Origin of the sequence: Paraburkholderia sp. A1BS-2L, assembly GCF_051125205.1 — a bacterium.
Taxonomy (GTDB): Bacteria; Pseudomonadota; Gammaproteobacteria; order Burkholderiales; family Burkholderiaceae; genus Paraburkholderia.
Window position 1 is genome coordinate 375,326 of sequence record NZ_CP120430.1, and the last position, 20,349, is coordinate 395,674.

The window sequence follows — 20,349 nt, forward strand, 5'->3', positions numbered from 1 at the left end:
GGATGCACGATGAGTCAGTTCGATCCCACCGTCATCACGCACAATCTGCCATCGATCGCCTCGGGCTTCGGCATGACGCTCGGCACGTGGGTCGCGGGTGTCGTGATCGCAATACTGATTGGCTTCGTCATCGCGGTGATGCAGTTGTTGTGCGCCCCCTGGGTTCGCGGCGTGCTACGCGCCTATATCGAATGCTTTCGCGCGACGCCGTTCCTCGTGCAGCTATTCGTCCTGTACTACGGTGGCCCTTCGTTCGGTCTCACGCTCGATCCGATTCCGGCTGGCATCATTGGTCTCGGCTTATATGGGGGAGCGTACTTTGCCGAAGCGTTTCGCTCCGGCTTCCGATCAATACCAGCGGGCCATCTCGAAGCCGCGCAGTGTCTCGGCCTGTCGAGATGGCAAACCGTGTGGCGCGTGCAGTTGCCGCAAATGCTCGTGCTCATCATGCCTGCGATCACCAACCTGACGATCGTGCTCAGCAAGGAAACTGCCGTGCTGTCGATTGTCACCGTGCCGGAACTCACTTTCGTGCTGACTGGCATCGGCTCCGAAACCTTTGCTTTCGTCGAAACGCTGCTCGTGCTTTGCGTCTGCTATCTCGCGCTCGTCGAGCTCACCTCGCGTGTGGGTGCGTGGGTCGAAGCACGGCTTGCAGATTGACTAACCCACCAGCGCCCGATTCCGATGAACGCTCCCATCGACATTCATACTTCCTCGCTACACGCGCATGCAGTCACGGGCAGCTCGCCGCTGATCGAAGTTCACGGTCTCGGAAAAAAATTCGGCGAAGTCGAAGTGCTTCGCGGGGTCGATCTGGAAATCCACAAGTCCGAAGTCGTGTGCATCATCGGGCCGTCAGGCTCGGGCAAGAGCACGCTCTTGCGTTGCCTCGCCGCCCTCGAAAGCTACGACCGGGGCGAGGTGAGGATCGAAGGCGAACTGCTCGGCTACAGGATGCGCAATGGCCACCGCGTACGCGCATCGCAGTCGGAGATCAACCGGGTGCGGCGCAATATCGGCATGGTGTTCCAGCAATTCAACCTGTGGCCGCACATGAGCGCGCTCGGCAACGTCACCGAAGCGTTGCAGCGCGTGCGCAAAATGCCACGGGACGAAGCGCGTCAGCGCGGTATTGCGATGCTCGAAACGGTTGGTCTCACGCATAAGGCGGACACGCGGCCCGCAAAGCTGTCGGGCGGCCAGCAGCAGCGCGTAGCGATCGCGCGAGCACTGGCGATGGAACCGCACATCATGCTGTTCGATGAACCGACTTCGGCGCTCGATCCGGAACTCGTTGGCGAAGTGCTCCAAGTGATGAAACAGCTCGCGCGCGAAGGCATGACGATGGTGGTCGTCACCCATGAGATGGGCTTTGCCGCGCAGGTCGCTGACAAGGTTGTCTTTATCGACGAAGGCCGCATTGCCGTGCAGGGCAAGCCGCGCGAAGTGTTCCACGACGCCACGCAGCCGCGGCTGCGCCAGTTCCTGCAAAACTATTTCGACCGCAATGCTTTCTGGGCGCAGTCTGACGACAAGGACTCCGAATGACACCGACCGAGCTGTTCATTGGAGCAACCCGCAGCGAAGTGCGCGCGCTGCCCCCTTACAATGCCGGCCTGTCAGCGGACAGTGTGCGCGCGCAGTACGGACTCGCACGTGTCGCGAAGCTGGCGAGCAACGAGAATCCGCTTGGCGCGGGCCCGCTCGTCGAGGCCGCGCTAGCGCACGCGCTCGCCGGGGGCGTCAGTATCTATCCCGACCCGTCGTGCGATGCATTGCGAGCGGCGCTCGCCGAACGTGTCGCGCTCTCGCCCGAGCGCCTGTGCTTCGGCAACGGCTCGGAGGATTTGCTCGCGGTTGCCGCGCACACATTTCTCGCCCCGGGCGACGAGGTGATCACAGTGGCTCCGTCGTTTGGGCTGCACATCATCTACCCGCAAAGTGCCGGCGCACATGTGAAGACGGTGCCGATGAGCGCGCTCGAATTCAACGTCGACGCGCTGTGTGCGGCGCTCAGTCCGCGAACGCGTATGCTAATATTAAGTAATCCTTCTAATCCGGTAGGCTGCGCAATGAACGCCGCGCTGATCGAGCGGCTGCTTTCCTGCGTCTCACCCTCGACGCTAGTGCTGTGGGATGAAGCCTATTACGAGTACGCACGCCATGCACCCGATTACGCCGACTGCTTGCCGCTATTGGCGCGGAGCCGTTCGCCGTGGCTGATGCTGCGTACGTTCTCGAAGGCGTATGGGCTCGCGGGCATGCGGATCGGCTATGGCGTTGCTTCCGATGCTCGGCTCGTCGATCTGATGAACCGCATTCGCACGCCGTTCGGCATCAATCATCTCGCGCAATGTGCGGCGCTCGCGGCGCTTGCCGATAGCGCGCATGTGGATGCGAGCGTGGCGCACGTCGAGTGCGAACGCGAGCGCATGCGCGGGGCGCTTGTCGCGCTTGGCTACATGCCGGCGCGCTCATATGCGAATTTTCTGTTTTTCGATACGCACGAGGACGCGAGCGCGCTGTCCCGGCGGCTACTTGCGCGCGGCGTAATCGTCAAACCTTGGCGCGAAGCCGGCTACGAAAGCTGCATGCGCGTGTCGATCGGCAGCGGGGACGACAACGACCTGTTCGTCGACGCGCTCGCGCGCGAGCGCTGCGCGGTCGCCGTGAGGGCATCGCATTGAAGATCGCCAAACTTGTGCACGACACCGGGACACCGCGCGCCGTAGCGGCTTCGCGCTCGGACCTCGCGCGCTACGAGCAGGTCAAGATGTACGTGCGCGACAGCATCGACTCGGGTGCATGGAGGACGGGCGACCGGATACCGTCGGAACTTGCGCTGGTCGAAACGCTCGGCGTCTCGCGGATGACGATCAATCGCGCGTTGCGCGAGCTATCCGACGAAGGGGTGCTCACGCGGCAATCGGGCATCGGCACGTTCGTCGCCGAGACCAAGCCGCTGTCGACGCTATTGACGATCGCGCACATCGGCGACGAGATCCGTTCGCGTGGCCATGCGTACAGTTTTTCCATCCTGCTTCAGGCGCGCGAAACAGCACCCATGCTGGTATCCACCGCGCTCGGGCTAATGCCGGGCGCTTCTGTTTTTCACGTCATTTGCGTGCATCGCGAGAATGGCCTGCCGGTGCAACTGGAAGAACGTTACGTGAATCCCGACCTCGCACCGGATTTTCTCACGCAGGACTTCAGCGTGCGGCGGCCTTCCGAGTATCTGTACGACACGGTGCCGCTCGACGAGATCGAGCACATTGTCGATGCGGCGCTGGCGACGCCCAGCGAAGCGGCAATGCTGGAAATCCCCGATCGCGAGCCTTGCCTGACGCTTGTGCGGCGCACGTGGACCAACGGCCGGGCGGTCACGTTCGCGCGCTTCGTGCATCCTGGCTCGCGTTATCGGCTCGGCTGCCGCTTCTCGCCCGGTGTCGCACCGCAGCAGGGATGACTCGCGTCGCGTGTATCCGGCCGGCCTATCGACTAGAACCTTGACAAGAGAATAGCAATGACTGATACCGCCTACATTCCTCTGATCGACATGCAGGGTGTGCGCAATCGCGACCGCGAAGTCACACAACAGGTCGCGCGTGAAATCTTCCGGGCCTGCACAACCAGCGGTTTTTTCTATATCCGGAACCATGGCGTGCCGGCTGAAATCATTGAGCGTGCCCAGGCGGCGGCGCGCGCATTTTTTGCGCACCCACTGGAGGTCAAACGGCAGGCGGCGGTCAATCACCGGCATCGCGGCTTCAATGCGCTGGGCGACGCGACGATGTACCAGGCAACGCGTCCGGACTTCAAGGAGTTCTTCTCCATCGGTCTGGAACTGCCGGAAGACGATCCAACCGTGCTCGCGGGCGAAGCGTTGCGTGGTCCGAACAACTGGCCCGCGTTCATGCCGGAGTTGCGTCCTGCCCTCTACGACTACTACGAGGCGCTCGGCGCGTGCGGCTCGGATCTTCTGCGGGTGGTCGCGCTGAGCCTCGGTATAGGCGAGGACTTTTTCGTGGATAAGTACACCAAACGCCTGCAACGTACGCAAATGGTCTACTATCCGGACCAGGACCCGCAGTCTGAAGCCGATCAGTTCGGCGTCGCGCCGCACACCGACTACGGCTGCATCACGCTGCTGTGGCAAGACAACGTCGGCGGCCTGCAGGTACGCGAGCTCGGCTCGAACAGCTGGGTCGACGCACCGCCGATCGAAGGCACCCTCGTGATTAACGTCGGCGACCTGCTCGCGCGCTGGTCGAACGATCGCTTTCGCTCGACGATGCATCGCGTGATCAATCGCTCGGGACGCGAGCGCTATTCGATCGCAACGTTCTACGATCCCGACTATTGTGCGGTGGTGGACCCGCGCGGCCTGGGCGTCGGCGATGCGGACGCAAAGTATGAACCCGTCGCTGCCGGCGACTACATTCTCGGCCGCATCAATGCGTCGATGGGATACCGAAAGAATTTGCAGCAGGCGTCCCGCTGAGCGGGAACCGCAAGCCGGTACGCAGGCAATGCGCTTCACTCCAAAATCGAACTCGACACGCCCCTCATGGAAACGATACTGAACGCGCTCAAAGACGCGCTTGGCGCGGACGCGGTGCGAACCGGCGATGACATCGCGAGCCGCTACCGTGGCGACTGGAGCGCGAAGTCTCCACAAGCCCCGCTTGCGGTCGTGTTGCCACGGAATACACAAGAGGTTGCCGCCGCGCTGCGGCTTTGCAATGCGGCCGGGCAAAGTGTCGTGCCTCAGGGTGGATTGACGGGCCTCTCGGGGGGCGCCGTGCCGACGTCGCGCGACATTTGCATTTCGCTGGAGAGAATGGCCGGAATCGAAGAAATAGACCGTTGCGCGGCCACCATGACTGTGCAGGCGGGCACCACGCTGCAGGCGATTCAGGAAGCCGCCGAGGCCGAAAATTTCGAGTTCCAGCTCGATCTCGGTGCACGTGGTTCGTGTCAAATAGGCGGCAACCTTGCGACGAACGCAGGCGGCATCCGCGTCATTCAATCGGGAACCGCTCGAGATCAGGTGCTGGGACTCGAGGTCGTGCTCGCAGACGGCAGCGTGCTGAGCGCCATGGGAAAGATGATCAAGAATAATACCGGCTATGATTTGCGGCATCTGTTCGTTGGTTCGGAAGGCACGCTCGGCATCATCACACGAGCCGTGTTGCGACTCGCCCCTCGCCCGGCCGCACGACACACCGCGCTTTGTGCGCTTTCCGGATACGAGAGTGTCATCGCGCTGTTGCGAGCGCTCAGAGCGCGCCTTGGCAAGGAACTCAGCGCGTTTGAGCTGATGTGGCCGGACTTCTTCGAATTGGGCGTTTCCCTGTCCCGAAACCAGCATGCGCCGTTTTCAAGCGCGTACCCGCTCTACGCGCTGATCGAGCATACATCCTATGCCGACGACCGGCACGACAGTCTCGCGCAAACGCTGGCGAACCATCTCGAATCCGGCTTATTACTCGACGCCATTATTGCGCAATCCGAATCACAAGCTCGGTCGTTGTGGGGAATACGTGAGGCAACATCGGAATTTCCCGTCAAGCTCACCCCCATCAATTTCGACATCAGCATTCCGATCGGGGACATCGGCAATTTCGTCGACATCTGCCGTGCCAAATTCGAATCCCACTGGCCGGCCAGCCGATTGTTCTTCTTCGGCCACGTCGGCGACTCTAATCTCCACGTTACCGTAGATGGACGCTCGATCCCGGGCGTATCGCCCGACGCGGTCGAAAGCGCCGTCTACGATCTCGTCAGGGCGTTTCATGGATCGGTTTCGGCCGAACACGGCATCGGCTTGCACAAACGCGCATTTCTGGGCTACACGCGTAGCGAGACGGAGCTTGGGTGCATGCGGGCGATCAAGCACGCACTCGATCCCAACGGGATTCTGAATCCGGGAAAGCTGTTTCCGTGAAAAAACATCAGGTACGTATTGCGGCGCTTGCGGTCGCCACAAGCAAGCCGTGGCGTAAAGGTCCATGTGAACTCCCAGAAAGTTCCGCATGCAAGCAATCGACTTCCCACCCATCGCTTTAGCGATCCCATCGCCTTCCACCTCGCACAAAGCAAAGCCATTGTAGTCACAGTCAATCGCGATCCGATCCTGAAACCGAGCAGAGTGCCAGCCGTATCGCCGGCTAACCCGGCAGCCAGCGCGGACGCTCTCGCCATGGCTGCGGATTTGCTCGCCGCCGCGCGCCAGCCACTCATTCTTGCAGGCGGCGGGGCGGTGCATGCGGCGGTCGAGTTGCGCGAACTCGCTGAACGCTTGCAGGCGCCCGTCACGCTCACCAACAACGCAAAGGGCCTGCTGCCGTGCGGTCATCCGCTCCTGATCGGGTCGACTCAGTCGTTGCCGCCGATGCGGGCGATGGTGCGCGATGCCGATGTCGTGCTCGCGGTCGGCACGGAGCTGGGCGAGACCGACTATGACGTCGTCTTCGACCGGGGCTTTGGTATCAAGGGCCGACTGATCCGCATCGACATCGACGCGCAGCAGCGGATGCGCAACTTCCGCGCAGACGTCGCGATTGCCGGCGATGCGCAGCAGGCGCTGAGCAGCCTGTCGAAGCGGCTGCATGAACTGCCCGTGCCCGCACGTCAGTCCAACTGGGGCGCGGCGCGCGTCGCGGAAGGGCGGCGCGCCGTGCTGGCGTCTTACGATGCGCTGACGCGCTCGCAGAAGCAATTGGTCGACACGATCGCCAGTGCGCTGCCCGGTGTGATCATCGCCGGCGACTCGACTAGCCCGGTTTATGCGGGCAACTTCGTGCACGATGCTGCGGCGCCGCGCTCGTGGTTCAACTCGTCGACAGGTTACGGCACGTTGGGCTACGGCTTGCCGGCTGCGGTGGGCGCAAAGCTTGCCGCGCGCGAGCGGCTTATCCGCCGTTGCCGCTCACCCGGTCTGCTTCGGCTTCGGTGCCCGCGTGCTCCGGCGCGTAATCGCCGAGAGCGGCGATCGATTTCGCATACCGGCTAATCGATGGAAGCGCCGAGAGCCCATGAGCGACGATGCTGAGCAGGACCGTGGCCATGACCGCGAGTTTGATCGTCGACTCGCCAGGCAAGCCTTTTTCGCCTTCGAGATAGACGAGCCCGAGAACGATGGACGCGAGCCCTCGCGGGCCGAACCAGCCCATGAACAAAGTGGTCGGGCGGCTCAGATGGGTGCCGCGCAGCGCGATGGCCACCGGCACCATGCGGATCAACGTCAGGCTAAGCACGCCGTAGCCCACCACCGCGAAGCCGAACTGCGGCACGACGCCGGTAACCAGCAGGGCGAACAGGAAAAAGACGAAGTAGTTGAACAGTTGCCCCCACTCTTCGGTGAACTCGACGCTGTGCTTGCCGACGTCGTGGAAAGCAGCCTGGGTGGCGAGCCCTGCAACGAAGGCTGCGATGAACATGCTTGCGCCGGTGCTTTCCGCCGCGACCACGCATGCAAAGGGCAGGGTGACCACGCCCAGCTGCGCGGCTGGATTGGACGTCCATTGCCGGCGCTGTGCGAGACTGAGCAGCCAGCCGCCGGCGAGCCCGATGCCTAGACCGATCAACGTGCCGTAACCCAACTGCTCGAGCATGAAATGCGCGAGGACCGCGCCGCGTCGACCCATTTCGCTCGCCTCGGCCAGGGCAATGAAAAACATGAGAAATGGCACGGAGAGTCCGTCGTTGAGTCCCGCTTCCACGTTCAATGCCTGGCGGATTCGCGCGGGAACAAGCGGGCTGTTCACGATGATTTGACCGAGGCCCGCGTCGGTCGGTGCGAGGATCGATGCAAGAATGCCCGCCTCCGGCCAGCTCAGCGCCGGAAAGACGAGCCTGGCGCCAATCATGCCTAGCGCAATGGTGAGCAGCATGCCCACGCTGAGCAGGCGCGAAGGCAGATTGGCCTCGCCCTTGAGCATCGACAGACGAACCCGTGAAGCGTCGGTGAACAAGGTCATCACGAGGCCCAGCTCGGCCATCATCAGCAGATCGTGGCGGCCGATCGTGAGTTCGTGAAGCGCTTCGCGAGAGAAGTGCATCAGCGCACCAGCAGCGGCAAAGACGATCGGGGCAGTGAGAACCGTTCGCTCGAGGCGCCGGGATAACAGACTGTACAGAAAGACAGTCGCTATAAAGGCAGCGATGATGATCATCGATCGGCTCCTGCGTGCGGTGCACCGCGTCGTGGTCGACTGGATGTGAGCCCCGCGTGCGAACACGGTGGCCCTGTGCACCATTCACGCTCAGCTCGCCGGAGCATCGCTTGATTCAAGTCAAGCACTTGTGCCGCTCGGCGCTCCGGCATTTGCCGCTGCCGTGACGTGCTGACTTGCGGCGAGCGATCTCATGGGCGCAGGCGTGCCCAGCAGCACAATCGCTTTCCCCCGCTTACCCACCCATAGCCGCTTCAAACTCCTCCAGCGCTCCCTCGTGCGCCTCGAGCAGACGCCGCACTTCAGGCAGTGCGCGGCGCACAGGCGCGCGGGCCGAATCGGGCAGGTCGGCGCATGCATCTTCGATATCGCCGCTGCGGTGCTCGCCGAGCATGGCGAGGAGCACGCAAGCCTGATGCACGTCTTTCTGCGATTTGACGAGCATGCTCGTGCGCAAGCGCGACACCAGCAGCTTGTGAATCGCAAAACGCGCCGGGTCCGGCACGCGCACCGGAACCGCGCCGTGCCGCGAAATGAGCGTGCCCATCTGCGACTTGCCGAGCAGATAGGCGAGGTAAGGCAATCCAGTTGCGTGCGCATCCAGTTCGGGCACCGCGACGATCGGGAACGAGTCGTCTTCCGAAGGCACGAGCAGATCGACATGAAAACGCGTCGCGCCGGCCTGCTTGAACGAGGTCGATGGCGCGCCGCGCGTCATCGGCGGCACCTCCACGAAGGCGATGCCGGTCTCTTTGAGGATCGCGAGCAGGCCGCCCGTGGGCACGTGCTGCAACGCCAGTTGCCGTGCGCGGGCAATATCGACGTCTTCGGTTTCGTAGGCGAGCGACTTGATGCCGAGGCTATTGAGCAGCACCGCATAGGCATGTGAGCCGATGAGCACCGCGCCGGCCTGGAACAGGCCGTGGTTGTAGAGCACGCCCATCGTGGCGCAAGTCTTGTTATCGGCGATCTGGAAGCCGAGCTTCGCGAGTTCGCGAATGCGGTTCACGAGATCCTTGCTTTGCACGATGCGCTCGCGCATCGCCGCCACGCGCGCTTCCACCTCGGCGTCGCCTTGCGGGCCGCCAAGGCTTTCTTCCTGCTTCTTGCCCTCGGGGTTCATGAACTGGCGGGCGTAGTAGACGAGGCCCCTGCGCTTGTGCTCGAGTATCGTCCCCGGCGCGCCGATGAGCACGGTGTCCTGTGTGGCGGCCGCCTGCTCGACGTTCGCAAGCTGCGCGCAAAAAGCCTGGTCGTGACGTTGGTAAAGCGGTGAGCCGAGCATGTCTGGAGCCGTTTTCAGTAATTTTTTATATTTTACTGAAATTATGGATGGGCGGAGATTTCAGTAATTTTTCGGAAATTACTGAAAGCCGTGCGCCAGCGGTGCAAGGGGGGGCGTCCATGCCGGCCATGAATCCCGACATCAATGGTGCCGCAATTGGCGCGGGCGTTCGGCGGGTAGAATGCGCATCAACGGCGCGGGGCCGATCTCCGGGTCAAAAGAACACGGCGGGAACAGCCAGGAACAGGGCGGAGGCGCGGCAAGGTGGTAATCGATTATTTTTTGGCGATTCGGGCATTTCTTCAGTCCGCGGAGCTGGGCAGCTTCAGCAAGGCGGCCGAGCGGATCGAGGTTAAAACGTCCACGGTCTCGCGCTATATCTCCGAACTCGAAGCCGATCTTGGCGTCTCGCTGTTCAATCGCTCGACGCGCGGCCTCACGCTGACCGAGGGCGGGCGCGTCTTTCGCGAGCGCGCGCTGCGCGTGATGCAAAGCCTCGACGAGGCGCGCGAGGCCGCTTCGTCGCTCAATAGCGCGCCGCAGGGTGTGCTGCGCGTCACCATGCCCACGTCGTTCGGGCGCAGGCACGTGATCCGCCATTTGCCCGAATTCATGGCGCGCTACCCCAAGATCAGCGTCGACGCGATCCTGACCGACGAGATCGTGAACATCATCGAGGCCGGCATCGACGTGGCCGTGCGCATCGGCGTGCTTCCCGACTCGCAGCTGATGGCAAAGCAGCTCGCCACGCACCGGCGCATCGTCTGCGCGAGCCCCGAGTACCTGTCGCGGCGCGGGCATCCCGCCACGCCCGCGGAACTCGCCTCGCACGAGGCCATCCGCTTTCCGCTGACCGCCGAGGACAAGTGGGTCATCGTGAGCCCCTCGGGCCGCAGCAGTTCGGGCGAGGTCACGGTGAAGCTCGGCGGACGCTTGCGCGTCGACGACACCGAAGCCGTGCTCTCGCTCGCGCTGGCCGGCATGGGCGTCGCGCTGCTGCCCGAGTGGGCCGCGGGCGGAGCGCTGCGCGAGGGCAAGCTCGTGCGCCTGCTGCCCGGCTGGGAGGCGCGCACCTCCACCGCGACGCCGGGTGTGTGGGGCGTTTATCCGCCCCGCAAAACCGTCTCGCCGAAGGTGCGCGCGTTTCTGGACTTCTTCGCGGGGCTCTACGCGCGCGAGGGCTACTGGCAGGAGCCGTCTGCTTGAGGCCGATGTCGCCAATGGTCAGTGCAGATGCCGCAGCTTGTCCGGATTGCGCATGACGTAAATGGCGGCGATCTTGCCGTTCTCGATTTCCAGCGCGGTCGTCTGCAACTCCCCATCGGCTTCTAGCGTGACGAAGCCGGGCAGCCCGTTGATGAAACCCGCGCGCACGAGTGTCGAGCCGTTCTTGCGGAACAGCTCCGCCAGATGCGCGTGCACTTTCATCACCGACCCGAAGCCGAACAGCGGCTTGGGCGCTGCGGAGCGCTTGCCGCCGCCATCCGCATGCAGGCTCACGTCGGTGGCCAGCATGGCGCCGAGCGCGCTCATGTCGCCGCTGCGCGACGCGGCGAAAAATGCCTCCGCCAATTCCAGGCCGCGCGCCTTCTCCACGTGAAAACGCGGGCGCGACTCGCGCACATGGGTGCGCGCCCGCGCCGCGAGCTGGCGGCACGCGGCCCGCTCGCGCTGAATCGTGGCGGCGACTTCGTCGAAGTCGAGGCCGAACACGTCGTGCAGCAGGAACGCCGCGCGCTCGAGCGGCGAGAGCCTCTCCAGCGCGAGCATCAGCGGCAGCGTGACGTCGTCCTGATCGTCCTCTTCGACGACCGGCTCGGGCAGCCACGGACCCACATAGGTTTCGCGCTGATGCCGCGCGGACTTGAGCTGATCGAGGCACATGCGCATCACCATGCGGCGCAGGAAGGCCTCGGGCACGCGCACCTCCGTGCGATCGACCTGCATCATCCAGCGGATGAACGCGTCCTGCACGATGTCCTCGGCGTCGGCCACGGAGCCGAGCATGCGGTACGCCACGCGGATAAGTTTGCGCCGCAGCGGATCGAAGCTCGCTGCGGCGTCGCCGGCGTCCCCCGGGTTTTCAGGGGCGGTCAGGCCGGTATCCGTCATGCGGCGGCCCGGGTTGCCATGGCTTTCGCCGCCGCCGGATCGACCCACAGGCCGAAGCCGACTGCGAGCCGATTCCAGCCATTGATCACGTTGATCACCAGCGTGAGTTTCACCTGTTCTTCCTGAGTGAAGTGGTCGTTGAGCGCGGTGCGGGCGCGCTCGATTGCATCATGGCCTTCGGAAATACGCGTGAGCGCCTCGGTCCACGCAAGCGCCGCGCGTTCGCGCTCGCTGTAGCAGGGCGCCTCGCGCCAGGCCGAGAGCAGGTAGATGCGTTGCTCGGTCTCGCCTGCCTCGCGCGCATGGGCCGTGTGCATGTTAATGCAATTGGCGCAGGCGTTGATTTGCGAGGTGCGGATCTCCACGAGCGCGACGAGGCTGCGGTCGAGGCTGCCGGCAATGGCCAGCGAGGCGCCCATCCAGGACTTCATTTGAGCGGGGGCGGCGGCGAACGGGTCGAGCTTGGCAGTCATGGTTCCATCTCCTTTCGTTGGGTTCCATTGACATGACGAGCGAGCCTGGCCCGTGTGTGACATCGGGGCGAAAAAATTTTGGCGGGCGGGGCGCATCACCCCCCTGGCGTTGGCCGCGTGTCGAGCCTGAGTTGCATGAATGCCAGATCGAGCCACGCGCCGAACTTCATGCCCACCTCCTTCATATGCCCCACGTGCTCGAACCCGAGCTTCTCGTGCAACGCGATAGAGCCCGCATTGTTCGCCTCGATGCCGGCCACCATCACGTGCTTGCCGATCGCGCGCGCCCGGCCGATCAACGCTTCCATGAGCGCCACGCCGATGCCGCGCCCGCGCTGGTCGTTGCGCACGTAGACCGAGTGCTCGACCGTATGCCGATAGCCGTCGAAGGCGCGCCAGTCGCCGAACGAGGCATAGCCGAGCACCGACTGCTGAGCGTCGACAGCGACCAGCACCGGGTAGCCGGCCTTGCGCCGCTCGGCGAGCCATGCCGTGCGGTTGGCTGCATCGACCACGGTGTCGTTCCAGATCGCGGTCGTGTTCAGCACGGCGTCGTTATAGATCGCCGTGATACCGTCGATGTCCTCGGGTCCCGCGTTGCGAATGTTCATGGCCGCCTCTTCGTTGAATCTACTATAATGGAACAAGTGTACACGATATTAGACAACATAGATCAACGCATCGGCACGCGCATTCGAGGCGAGCGCGAGGGGCGCGGCTGGTCGCTCACCGACCTCGCGGCCCGATCCGGCGTCTCGCGCGCCATGATCCACAAGATCGAGCGCGGCGAGAGCAGCCCGACGGCGTCGCTGCTCGCGAAGCTGGCAGGGGCGTTCGGCATGAGCATGTCGGCGCTGCTGGCGCTCGCGGAACTGGAAGAGGGCCGCCTCTTGCGCGCGGCGGATCAGCCGATGTGGATCGATCCGCAAAGCGGGTATGTACGGCGTCACCTGTCGCCGAAGTCGGCGGCACCGCTCAATCTCGTGGAAATCGATTTGCCGCCGGGTGCGGAGATTCCGATGCCGGCTTCCGCCTATTTGCACACGCGGCAATTGATCTGGGTGCTGGCGGGCAATCTGGTCTTTATCGAAGCGGGCGAGCGCCATGACCTGGGCGCGGGGGATTGCCTCGATCTGGGACCGCCCGGCGATTGCGTATTCAAGAACGAAAGCGCGCACTTGTGCCGGTATGCCGTGATCGTTTTTCAGAAGGGCTGATTGCGGGACTGGAATTCCTTCCTTTTGTATCGCGTTGTGATATATGATATATCACAATAGCCGCAACATCCAACAACAGCCGGGGCGATCTCGGCGGCGATCCGCATCCACCTTCAGGTCCGTCATGTTCGATCCCTCGCTGTTCGGTCGCCTGTCCTTTGCTCACGCCGAGCCGACCCAGGGCCGGTTGCCGCCGGGCCGCCATCATCTCGGGCTCGCCGATGAGCGCGACGCCGTATTGTTCGTGCCGCCGGGCCTCGATGACGATGCGCCCGTTGCGCTCTTCGTGATGTTTCATGGCGCGGGCGGCTTTCCGGAGAAGGTGTTGCCTTTTATCGAGGAGCATGCGTGCCAGCACAAGTTTCTGGTCCTCGCGCCGCATTCGACTTACCCGACGTGGGACATTGTGATTGGCGGCAACGGCCCCGATCTTGAGCGGCTGCGCGAGGCGCTCACGCAGGTTTCGTCGCGCTACCGCATCGATCCGGGCCGCCTCGCGTTCGCGGGATTTTCGGATGGCGCGAGTTACGCGCTTTCGATCGGCGTGACGAATGGCGATGTCGTGAGCCACGTGATCGCGTTTTCCGGCGGCTTCATGTCGATTTTCATGCAGGAAGGCGCGCCGAAGGTGTTCATCGCTCACGGTCTTGTCGACGAGCAGCTGCCGATCGAAACGAGCGGCCGCGCCAATGCCGCAAGACTGCGCGCAGCCGGATACGATGTTCAGTACATCGAATTCAATGGCGTGCACGTGGTTCATCCGCCCATCGTCAGCATGGCAATCGAATTCTTCCTGAAATGACGCGCGAGTCCGCTGCCGCAATGGCGGCGGCAATGAACGGGGGTCTTGCACATGGATTTTGAAATACCGGAATCGCTGATTCATCCGTTGCTCGGGATGATCGAGACCGAATCGCTGCTCGCCATGCGGCTCAAGGAGCACGGCGTGTGCCACGGCAACATGATCGTGTCGAGCAAGCTGTTCGACGCGCGTTCGCTCAATACGCTCTACGCGTTGAGCAAGACGCAGAACGAACGCATGCTGATGTTTCAGATGCTGGCGCTCGACAATATCTACAACGCGCCGCAGGCGCGCGTCATTCCCGCATTGGATCAGCTGGTGCCGGGCCTCGTCGCGTACCTGTCTCGCGACGCCATCGATGGCTGGCTTTACCAGCGCAACAAGGACGGCACGCTGCTGCCGTGGCTCGTGCACCGGATTCGCTACATGGAGCCGGAGCAGGGTGCGCCTTATGTGGTGGTCGACATGCTGGCCAATACGATGGTGTCGGCCAATTCGGAGCTGACCGACTATCACAAACGCCGCTCGGGCATGACCACCTCACTCGTGATCAATCGCCACGATATCGTCAATCGCACGATTCCCGAGCTGCTGGCCGAGTTTGGCTTCTACAAGGAATGCGCGGAGTTCAAATCCGAATACGAGCAGCACGCGCAGCGCTTTCTTGAGTTTCAGCGCCGCTTTGGCGCGCAGTTCGTCGTGACGAAGGCTGCGTTCACGGTGAACGAGAAAGGCGCGGTGGAGCTGACGCGCATCGTCGACGGCGTCGTCGCCAAGTGCGTGAACGACGAGGAGCGGCTCGAGCGCCGCTTCGAAATGATTTGCGATCCTGAATTCTGGCGCGGCGCCGGCATTGCCGCAGGTTTCGAAAGAATTCCGCTGCACGGCTATGTTCACCTGTTCCACCTGGAATGGCATCGCGATATCTGGGTGCACGTGCAGCACATGGAGGCGTATCGCTACCAGCCCGAGTTGCGCGACAAGCTGGTGTTGCCGGCCCACCATCACGATCTGATCGACATTCTCACGTCGAACATGAACATGTTCGTGCAGGACGTCGTGCCGGGCAAGTCGGGCGGCACGACGATACTCTGCCAGGGTGCGCCGGGCCTCGGCAAGACGCTGACTGCCGAGGTTTATGCGGAAGTGGTCGGCAAGCCGCTCTATCGCGTGCATTCGGGGCAGCTCGGAACCACGGCGGCTTCGGTGGGCGCGGCACTCTCGACCATTTTGCGGCGTGCGATGCGCTGGGACGCCGTTCTTCTGCTCGACGAAGCCGACGTCTATATCCGCAGGCGCGACAATGATCTCGAACACAACGCGATCGTCGCGGAGTTCCTGCGCACGCTCGAGTATTTCAACGGGCTGCTGTTCATGACCACCAATCGCATCGACGATGTCGACGATGCGATTCTCTCGCGCTGCATCGCGACGATTCACTACGAAACACCGCCGAAAGCCGACGCGGTCCGCCTCTGGAAAGTGCTTTCGGAACAGTTCGGCGCGGCGCTCGGCGATGACGTGATCGAGACGCTCACGCAGACGTATCCGAACGCGAGCGGCCGCGACATCAAGGAGTTGTTGAAGCTCGTCACGCGCTATTGCAAGGCCAAAGGGATTCCCGTTTCGGAGGACGCATTCCGGTTGTGCGCGAGCTTTCGCGGGCACGCCTGAGCCTTGCGTCGTCGAACGTCGTCGAGCGCGGTTCAGTGGATTCAAGCGGAGTCAAGCGCGGGCCTGCCGCCACTGCAGATATCGCGCGGTCAGCTTGCGCGTGCGAAGCTGATCGATCACGAGGCTGTAGAGCGGCGAATAGCTGCGCCCCGGCCGTCTGCCTGCTGCGATGACGCGCAGCCGGCGCTTGGCGAGCGCCATGGTCGCGAGCCCGGCCACGGCCTTGTCCCGCCAGTCGACCACGGCCAGCGGCGCATCGACGGCTTGCCCGTCGCGCCAGCGCCTGGGCAGATCCGGCACGCAAGCGAGCGCGCTCGCCATGCCGACCACGGCCACGCCTTCCGCAAGCACGGCCTCGGCCACCGCTTTCCGGCGAATGCCGCCTGTGGTCATGACCGGCATGCGTGCGACCGCTGCAATCTCCTGGGCGAAGCTCAGGAAATACGCCTCGCGCGCGAGCGTGCGGCCGTCCGCGGTGCGCCCCTGCATTGCGGGGCTTTCGTAGCTGCCACCTGAGAGCTCGACCAGATCGACGGCCTCGAGGTTGAGCCATAGCACGATCTGCCGCGCGTCCGCTTCGGAAAATCCGCCGCGCTGGAAGTCGGCGGAATTGAGTTTGATCGCCACGGCGAACGACGCGCCAACGCGCGCGCGCACCGCCCGCACGACCTCCAGCAGCAGCCTTGCGCGGTTTTCGAGCGCGCCGCCCCAGGCGTCGTCGCGCCGGTTGGTGAGCGGCGAAAGAAACTGCGACAGCAGATAGCCGTGCGCGGCGTGGATCTGCACGCCGTCGAAGCCAGCTTGCTGTGCGGCTTGCGCGGTATTCGCGAAGCGTTCGATCACCTCGTGAATGTTCGCTTCGGTCATCGCGCGCGGCTGCGCGAACAGTTTGCTGTGCTTCCCGAGATCGACCGGCACGGCCGAAGGCGCCCACGCATCGCGCCCCATCGCCGCGATGACCTGCCGCCCGGGATGATTGATCTGCATCCAGATCCGCGCGCCGTGCTTGCGCGCGCCGGCCGCCCAGCGCCTGAATGGCTCCAGCGGCGTGCCCCGCTCCAGCACGACGCCGCCCGGACCGGTCAGCGCGCGGCCGTCGATCATCACGTTGCCGGTGATCAGCAAGCCCGCGCCGCCCGCGCCCCAGGCCTCGTAGAGACGCCATAGCGCCGCGCCCGGAAGCTGGCCGGCGTCGGCGAGATTTTCTTCCATCGCGGCCTTGGCAATGCGATTGGGCAGGGTGCCGCCGTTGGGCAGCGCGAGCGGAGCGAACAGTGAAGCAGCCATCGATTGACCTTTTCAGCATGGGTGACTGGCATATACTAAGTTTCAAGTTCACTTGAAGGTCAAGCACCATGAAGATCGGCGAATTGGCGGCGCGCATGGGCTTGGCTGCCTCGGCCATCCGCTTCTACGAACAGAGCGGCCTGCTGCCGCCGGCGCACCGTGGCGCGAACGGCTATCGCATTTACGACGAAGCGGCCGAGGAGCGGCTCAGGCAGATTCAACTGGCGCAGCGGCTGGGTTTCTCGCTGGAGGACATGCGCGCGGCGGTCGAGCAAATGCAGGGCTTCTCGAAGGAGGCGCTGCTCGGGCGCATCGAGCAGCGTCTGCAGGAGATCGATGCGCTGCGTACGCGGCTCGACGAACAGCGCACGGCGCTGCTGGACGTGCGCAAGGCGCTGCAGGCCGAATGGGCGGCTGGGCGCTGCGTCAAGATGGAGCGGTTCGAAGCGCCGGCGTCTGCTCCGGCGAAGCGGCCCCGAACGAAGCGCGGTTGAATTTCGCACGACGCATGCATTACCCATCGACGAACACCGGGCACCCAACAGCGGGAGATGCGGCGGCACAACGCTGGATCCTGCGGTTATCGTGCTGGTTTTGTTTCGTCATTCTGATGTTTCCAGGTGCCGCGCCAGGGATGGACTTCAAGATTGCCACCCAGCCACAGCTCAAGCTGAAAATGGTGATCGGCGAGGGGAAGATTCAGGACGGCGATGCAAAGAGGTTTCTGGCGGCCGCAAAATTGGCCGACCGTGACGACGAAGGACTCGTCATTCTTGTTTTAAATAGTCCCGGCGGAAACGTCGAGGCTGCTTTCCGAATCGTCGATGCGATGGATAAAGTCCGCGTCTATACCCTGGTTCCAGATAATGCCAGGTGCGCATCTGCTTGCGCTTCCATCCTGTTCGCTTCAGGAGAGCGCCGAAGCGTAGTGGGTACGGGGCGGCTCGGTTTCCACAGTTGCTACCGGCGCGATAAGAGAAACTACGCCACCGACTCGCTTTGCAACGAAATAATCGCGGCAAACGCCATGCAAAGGGGCGTCAGCCAGGCCGCCATCAATCGTTTCGTCAAGCAATACGGCGCACAAGACATGGCATGGGTCGGACGCGATATCGCCTGCAAGTCGCTGCAGGGGCTCTGCAGGCCGGGACTGCTGGAAACCCAATCCGCGGCGAAGACGGCCCTAGCGCGAAGTCTTGATTGCAACACGCTGATATCCGTTCAAGCGCGGCTTATTTGCGGGGATGCGGAGCTTACCCGCCTCGATAGCATATTGGCAGAAACCTATAATCAAAAACTAAAAGCATCATCTAACAAGGCGCAATTGCGGGCGGAACAACGAGCATGGCTTCGAAATTCCCGCAATGTGTGTAGCGATAAAGCTTGTCTGCTCAGAAGCTATCGTCTTCGCATCGACGAGCTAAAGCGAATTCATGAGCGTAGCGCGCCAGCGGCCGAGAAATAGCAGGATCATCACGGCCCTGAGGCACGCGGCAATCAGCGACTCGCACTTGCTTTTCGCTCGCACGATATTGGTGTGCAGCGCTGTGGCTTTCCCTTCCCGATGATCTGGCTAGCAATGCCGTCTGTTCCCTCAAGGAGATCGCTGCGTGCTACAGCCCCCCATTTGCAGGGGGGTGGAGGGGCTCGCGCGGTCACTATGCTCATGTCTGGCAAGTGTGCATCGGCGATTCGCTGCATGCAGGCTCATGAACGGAGCAGGGCGGGAGATAAGCGATGGCGAGTCACAAAGGGGCGCATGGAAGGTCGTTGCGCGCGGCAATCGAGAAGTGGCTGGCGCCGGAACCCGCAGCCGAGGTCGTGCTGACCCGCGTTCAGCCATGCCGCTCGACGCCGTGGCGCTGCGTGCGCGTCGAGACCGCGAGGCCGTCCGGCGGCTACGCCATCGTGTTCTTCCGGCACCACGACGGCTCGTGGTGCGTGTTTCCTCCGCCGTTTACGCGTCCGGCGATGGGCGGCGGCTACCCGCAGCCCGCCCTTTGCGCCACCCAATAAGGGGGGGCACGCGCATGCCTCCAACTGGCTTACTTGAGTGGGTGTAGCGATTGCTCGTGACGGCGGCAATCGCCAGACAAGTCCAAACATAACGGAGACAAACAATGGGTGTGCTGAGCGGAATTCGCGTACTCGAATTCGAGGCGATTGGCCCCGCCCCATTCGCGGTGATGATGCTGGCCGACATGGGCGCCGACGTCATGCGCATCGACCGGCCCGTCGCGCCGGACGACCTCGGCCCGAAACGCGAGGGCAAGCTCATCAACGTCGTGGGCCGTGGCCGGCGCTCCGTCACGCTCGATCTCAAGGACCCGCAGGCCTGCGAAGCCGCGCTCGACCTGATGTCGCGCGCCGACGTGGTGATCGAAGGCTTCCGGCCGGGCACGATGGAGCGCCTCGGCCTCGGGCCGCAGCAGGGACTCGCGCGCAATCCGCGGCTCGTCTACGGCCGCATGACGGGCTGGGGGCAGACCGGGCCGCTCGCCGCGCGCGCGGGCCACGATCTGAACTACATCGCGCTCTCGGGCGTGCTCTCGGGCATCGGCCGCAGCGCGGACAGCGCGCCGGTGCCGCCGCTGAATCTGGTGGGCGACTATGGCGGTGGCGGTATGCTGCTGGCGCTCGGCGTGGTGGCCGCATTGCTGAACGTGCAGCGCGGCGGCGAAGGCCAGGTCGTGGACGCCGCCATGATCGAGGGCGCCGCGCAACTGGGCTCCGTGATCTGGGGCCTGCTCGGCTCCGGCCATTGGCGCGAGGAGCGCGGCAGCAATCTGCTCGACGGCGGAACGCCCTGGTACGACAGCTACCGCACGCTCGACGGCCGCTACATGTCGGTTGGCGCCGTGGAGGCGCGCTTCTACGCGCAGTTGCTCGACAAGCTCGGGCTCGCCGGCGAAGACCTGCCGAAGCAGCATGACCGCCGTGGCTGGCCGATCCTGCGCGAGCGCTTCGCAGCCGTGTTCCTGACCCGCACGCGCGACGAATGGAGCGCCGTTTTCGAAGGCAGCGATGCGTGCGTCGCGCCGGTTCTCGACTTCTCGGAAGCGCCGCATCACCCGCATCACCGTGCGCGCGGAAGCTTCGTGGAGTCGGCTGGCGTGGTCCAGCCCGCGCCCGCACCGCGCTTTTCCGCCACGCCGTCGAAGCTTTCCGCACCCGCGCCCGCGCGCGGCGAGGGCGGCCGCGAAGCGCTGCGCGCCTGGGGCTTCGACGACGATGCGGTGGCGCGCCTGGGCGAGAAGGGCTTGGGCTGCAACGCCTGAGCGCCGGCGCTTCGCTAGATAGTAAGGACCGGGAAATGAAT

General features: G+C 63.7%; 21 protein-coding genes. 15 read left to right on the top strand and 6 right to left on the bottom strand.

The window, feature by feature from the left end; all coding sequences use genetic code 11:
• Positions 1-9 precede the first annotated feature (9 nt).
• The 7 genes from P5W98_RS26240 (at position 10) to P5W98_RS26270 (ending at position 7,018) form a co-directional block, all read left to right on the top strand.
• Entirely contained in the window at positions 10-663 is a 654-nt protein-coding gene (locus tag P5W98_RS26240; RefSeq protein WP_421027671.1) for an amino acid ABC transporter permease, read from the top strand.
• A gap of 24 nt (positions 664-687) precedes the next feature.
• Positions 688-1,551 (top strand): amino acid ABC transporter ATP-binding protein, encoded by an 864-nt coding sequence (locus P5W98_RS26245; protein ID WP_421027672.1) that lies wholly within the window; start codon positions 688-690, stop codon positions 1,549-1,551.
• Entirely contained in the window at positions 1,548-2,690 is a 1,143-nt protein-coding gene (locus tag P5W98_RS26250) for an aminotransferase class I/II-fold pyridoxal phosphate-dependent enzyme (protein ID WP_421027673.1), read from the top strand. Before P5W98_RS26245 ends, P5W98_RS26250 begins: the two co-directional genes overlap by 4 nt.
• Before the next feature lie 2 nt (positions 2,691-2,692).
• Positions 2,693-3,469 carry a histidine utilization repressor gene (hutC, locus tag P5W98_RS26255; RefSeq protein ID WP_421028034.1) on the top strand — a complete coding sequence of 259 codons (777 nt, stop codon included), beginning with the start codon at positions 2,693-2,695 and terminating at the stop codon, positions 3,467-3,469.
• Between the two features lie 57 nt (positions 3,470-3,526).
• A complete protein-coding gene (locus P5W98_RS26260; RefSeq protein WP_421027674.1) occupies positions 3,527-4,504 on the top strand; it encodes an isopenicillin N synthase family dioxygenase in 978 nt (325 codons plus the stop codon).
• A 66-nt stretch (positions 4,505-4,570) separates the two neighbouring features.
• A complete protein-coding gene (locus P5W98_RS26265; RefSeq protein ID WP_421027675.1) occupies positions 4,571-5,950 on the top strand; it encodes an FAD-binding oxidoreductase in 1,380 nt (459 codons plus the stop codon).
• Between the two features lie 255 nt (positions 5,951-6,205).
• Positions 6,206-7,018, top strand: coding sequence for a thiamine pyrophosphate-dependent enzyme (locus tag P5W98_RS26270; protein ID WP_421027676.1), 813 nt, complete (start codon positions 6,206-6,208; stop codon positions 7,016-7,018).
• Here the strand turns inward: P5W98_RS26270 and P5W98_RS26275 are convergent.
• Positions 6,918-8,180 (bottom strand): cation:proton antiporter, encoded by a 1,263-nt coding sequence (locus P5W98_RS26275; protein ID WP_421027677.1) that lies wholly within the window; start codon positions 8,178-8,180, stop codon positions 6,918-6,920. The genes P5W98_RS26270 and P5W98_RS26275 overlap by 101 nt on opposite strands.
• A 235-nt stretch (positions 8,181-8,415) precedes the next feature.
• On the bottom strand, positions 8,416-9,465 hold the full coding sequence (locus P5W98_RS26280; protein ID WP_421027678.1) for a GSU2403 family nucleotidyltransferase fold protein: 1,050 nt from the start codon (positions 9,463-9,465) through the stop codon (positions 8,416-8,418).
• A 270-nt stretch (positions 9,466-9,735) separates the two neighbouring features.
• Between P5W98_RS26280 and P5W98_RS26285 the strand changes: the two genes are divergently transcribed.
• A complete protein-coding gene (locus P5W98_RS26285; protein ID WP_035525651.1) occupies positions 9,736-10,671 on the top strand; it encodes a LysR family transcriptional regulator in 936 nt (311 codons plus the stop codon).
• Positions 10,672-10,689: 18 nt separating this feature from the next.
• On the opposite strand, the gene P5W98_RS26290 is transcribed toward P5W98_RS26285, so the two are convergent.
• From P5W98_RS26290 to P5W98_RS26300, 3 genes are all read right to left on the bottom strand, one after another.
• A complete protein-coding gene (locus tag P5W98_RS26290; protein WP_421027679.1) occupies positions 10,690-11,577 on the bottom strand; it encodes a sigma-70 family RNA polymerase sigma factor in 888 nt (295 codons plus the stop codon).
• A complete protein-coding gene (locus P5W98_RS26295) occupies positions 11,574-12,050 on the bottom strand; it encodes a carboxymuconolactone decarboxylase family protein (protein WP_421027680.1) in 477 nt (158 codons plus the stop codon). The genes P5W98_RS26290 and P5W98_RS26295 overlap by 4 nt, the downstream gene beginning before the upstream one ends.
• 95 nt (positions 12,051-12,145) lie before the next feature.
• Positions 12,146-12,661, bottom strand: coding sequence for a GNAT family N-acetyltransferase (locus P5W98_RS26300; protein WP_421027681.1), 516 nt, complete (start codon positions 12,659-12,661; stop codon positions 12,146-12,148).
• 36 nt (positions 12,662-12,697) lie between these two features.
• Here P5W98_RS26300 and P5W98_RS26305 point away from each other — a divergent pair, with 36 nt between their 5' ends.
• The 3 genes from P5W98_RS26305 to P5W98_RS26315 all read left to right on the top strand — a co-directional run bounded on the left by P5W98_RS26305 (position 12,698) and on the right by P5W98_RS26315 (position 15,743).
• Positions 12,698-13,267 (top strand): helix-turn-helix domain-containing protein, encoded by a 570-nt coding sequence (locus P5W98_RS26305; RefSeq protein ID WP_421027682.1) that lies wholly within the window; start codon positions 12,698-12,700, stop codon positions 13,265-13,267.
• A gap of 124 nt (positions 13,268-13,391) precedes the next feature.
• Entirely contained in the window at positions 13,392-14,069 is a 678-nt protein-coding gene (locus tag P5W98_RS26310) for an alpha/beta hydrolase (RefSeq protein ID WP_421027683.1), read from the top strand.
• Positions 14,070-14,120: 51 nt separating this feature from the next.
• Positions 14,121-15,743: an AAA family ATPase gene (locus P5W98_RS26315; RefSeq protein WP_421042745.1), complete on the top strand. Its 1,623-nt coding sequence runs from the start codon at positions 14,121-14,123 to the stop codon at positions 15,741-15,743.
• Between the two features lie 51 nt (positions 15,744-15,794).
• Here the strand turns inward: P5W98_RS26315 and P5W98_RS26320 are convergent, their stop codons facing one another.
• On the bottom strand, positions 15,795-17,030 hold the full coding sequence (locus tag P5W98_RS26320; RefSeq protein ID WP_421027685.1) for an NADH:flavin oxidoreductase/NADH oxidase family protein: 1,236 nt from the start codon (positions 17,028-17,030) through the stop codon (positions 15,795-15,797).
• Between the two features lie 68 nt (positions 17,031-17,098).
• Here P5W98_RS26320 and P5W98_RS26325 point away from each other — a divergent pair, with 68 nt between their 5' ends.
• The 4 genes from P5W98_RS26325 to P5W98_RS26340 all read left to right on the top strand — a co-directional run bounded on the left by P5W98_RS26325 (position 17,099) and on the right by P5W98_RS26340 (position 20,308).
• Positions 17,099-17,524, top strand: coding sequence for a MerR family transcriptional regulator (locus P5W98_RS26325; RefSeq protein ID WP_421027686.1), 426 nt, complete (start codon positions 17,099-17,101; stop codon positions 17,522-17,524).
• Between the two features lie 140 nt (positions 17,525-17,664).
• Positions 17,665-18,495, top strand: a complete 831-nt coding sequence (locus P5W98_RS26330) for an ATP-dependent Clp protease proteolytic subunit (RefSeq protein WP_421073379.1) — start codon at positions 17,665-17,667, stop codon at positions 18,493-18,495.
• A gap of 272 nt (positions 18,496-18,767) precedes the next feature.
• On the top strand, positions 18,768-19,046 hold the full coding sequence (locus P5W98_RS26335; protein ID WP_421027688.1) for a hypothetical protein: 279 nt from the start codon (positions 18,768-18,770) through the stop codon (positions 19,044-19,046).
• Positions 19,047-19,150: 104 nt separating this feature from the next.
• The gene (locus P5W98_RS26340; protein WP_421027689.1) at positions 19,151-20,308 is read left to right on the top strand and encodes a CaiB/BaiF CoA transferase family protein; all 1,158 of its coding nucleotides are present in this window, start codon (positions 19,151-19,153) and stop codon (positions 20,306-20,308) included.
• Positions 20,309-20,349 lie beyond the last annotated feature (41 nt).

What these genes read in the sequence shown, in the direction of transcription:
- P5W98_RS26240 (WP_421027671.1), top strand. Translation starts at nt 10, where the DNA reads ATGAGTCAGTTCGATCCCACCGTCATCACGCACAATCTGCCATCGATC.
- P5W98_RS26245 (WP_421027672.1), top strand. Translation starts at nt 688, where the DNA reads ATGAACGCTCCCATCGACATTCATACTTCCTCGCTACACGCGCATGCA.
- P5W98_RS26250 (WP_421027673.1), top strand. Translation starts at nt 1,548, where the DNA reads ATGACACCGACCGAGCTGTTCATTGGAGCAACCCGCAGCGAAGTGCGC.
- P5W98_RS26260 (WP_421027674.1), top strand. Translation starts at nt 3,527, where the DNA reads ATGACTGATACCGCCTACATTCCTCTGATCGACATGCAGGGTGTGCGC.
- P5W98_RS26265 (WP_421027675.1), top strand. Translation starts at nt 4,571, where the DNA reads ATGGAAACGATACTGAACGCGCTCAAAGACGCGCTTGGCGCGGACGCG.
- P5W98_RS26270 (WP_421027676.1), top strand. Translation starts at nt 6,206, where the DNA reads ATGGCTGCGGATTTGCTCGCCGCCGCGCGCCAGCCACTCATTCTTGCA.
- P5W98_RS26275 (WP_421027677.1), bottom strand. Translation starts at nt 8,180, where the DNA reads ATGATCATCATCGCTGCCTTTATAGCGACTGTCTTTCTGTACAGTCTG.
- P5W98_RS26280 (WP_421027678.1), bottom strand. Translation starts at nt 9,465, where the DNA reads ATGCTCGGCTCACCGCTTTACCAACGTCACGACCAGGCTTTTTGCGCG.
- P5W98_RS26290 (WP_421027679.1), bottom strand. Translation starts at nt 11,577, where the DNA reads ATGACGGATACCGGCCTGACCGCCCCTGAAAACCCGGGGGACGCCGGC.
- P5W98_RS26295 (WP_421027680.1), bottom strand. Translation starts at nt 12,050, where the DNA reads ATGACTGCCAAGCTCGACCCGTTCGCCGCCGCCCCCGCTCAAATGAAG.
- P5W98_RS26300 (WP_421027681.1), bottom strand. Translation starts at nt 12,661, where the DNA reads ATGAACATTCGCAACGCGGGACCCGAGGACATCGACGGTATCACGGCG.
- P5W98_RS26310 (WP_421027683.1), top strand. Translation starts at nt 13,392, where the DNA reads ATGTTCGATCCCTCGCTGTTCGGTCGCCTGTCCTTTGCTCACGCCGAG.
- P5W98_RS26315 (WP_421042745.1), top strand. Translation starts at nt 14,121, where the DNA reads ATGGATTTTGAAATACCGGAATCGCTGATTCATCCGTTGCTCGGGATG.
- P5W98_RS26320 (WP_421027685.1), bottom strand. Translation starts at nt 17,030, where the DNA reads ATGGCTGCTTCACTGTTCGCTCCGCTCGCGCTGCCCAACGGCGGCACC.
- P5W98_RS26325 (WP_421027686.1), top strand. Translation starts at nt 17,099, where the DNA reads ATGAAGATCGGCGAATTGGCGGCGCGCATGGGCTTGGCTGCCTCGGCC.
- P5W98_RS26330 (WP_421073379.1), top strand. Translation starts at nt 17,665, where the DNA reads ATGGACTTCAAGATTGCCACCCAGCCACAGCTCAAGCTGAAAATGGTG.
- P5W98_RS26335 (WP_421027688.1), top strand. Translation starts at nt 18,768, where the DNA reads ATGGCGAGTCACAAAGGGGCGCATGGAAGGTCGTTGCGCGCGGCAATC.
- P5W98_RS26340 (WP_421027689.1), top strand. Translation starts at nt 19,151, where the DNA reads ATGGGTGTGCTGAGCGGAATTCGCGTACTCGAATTCGAGGCGATTGGC.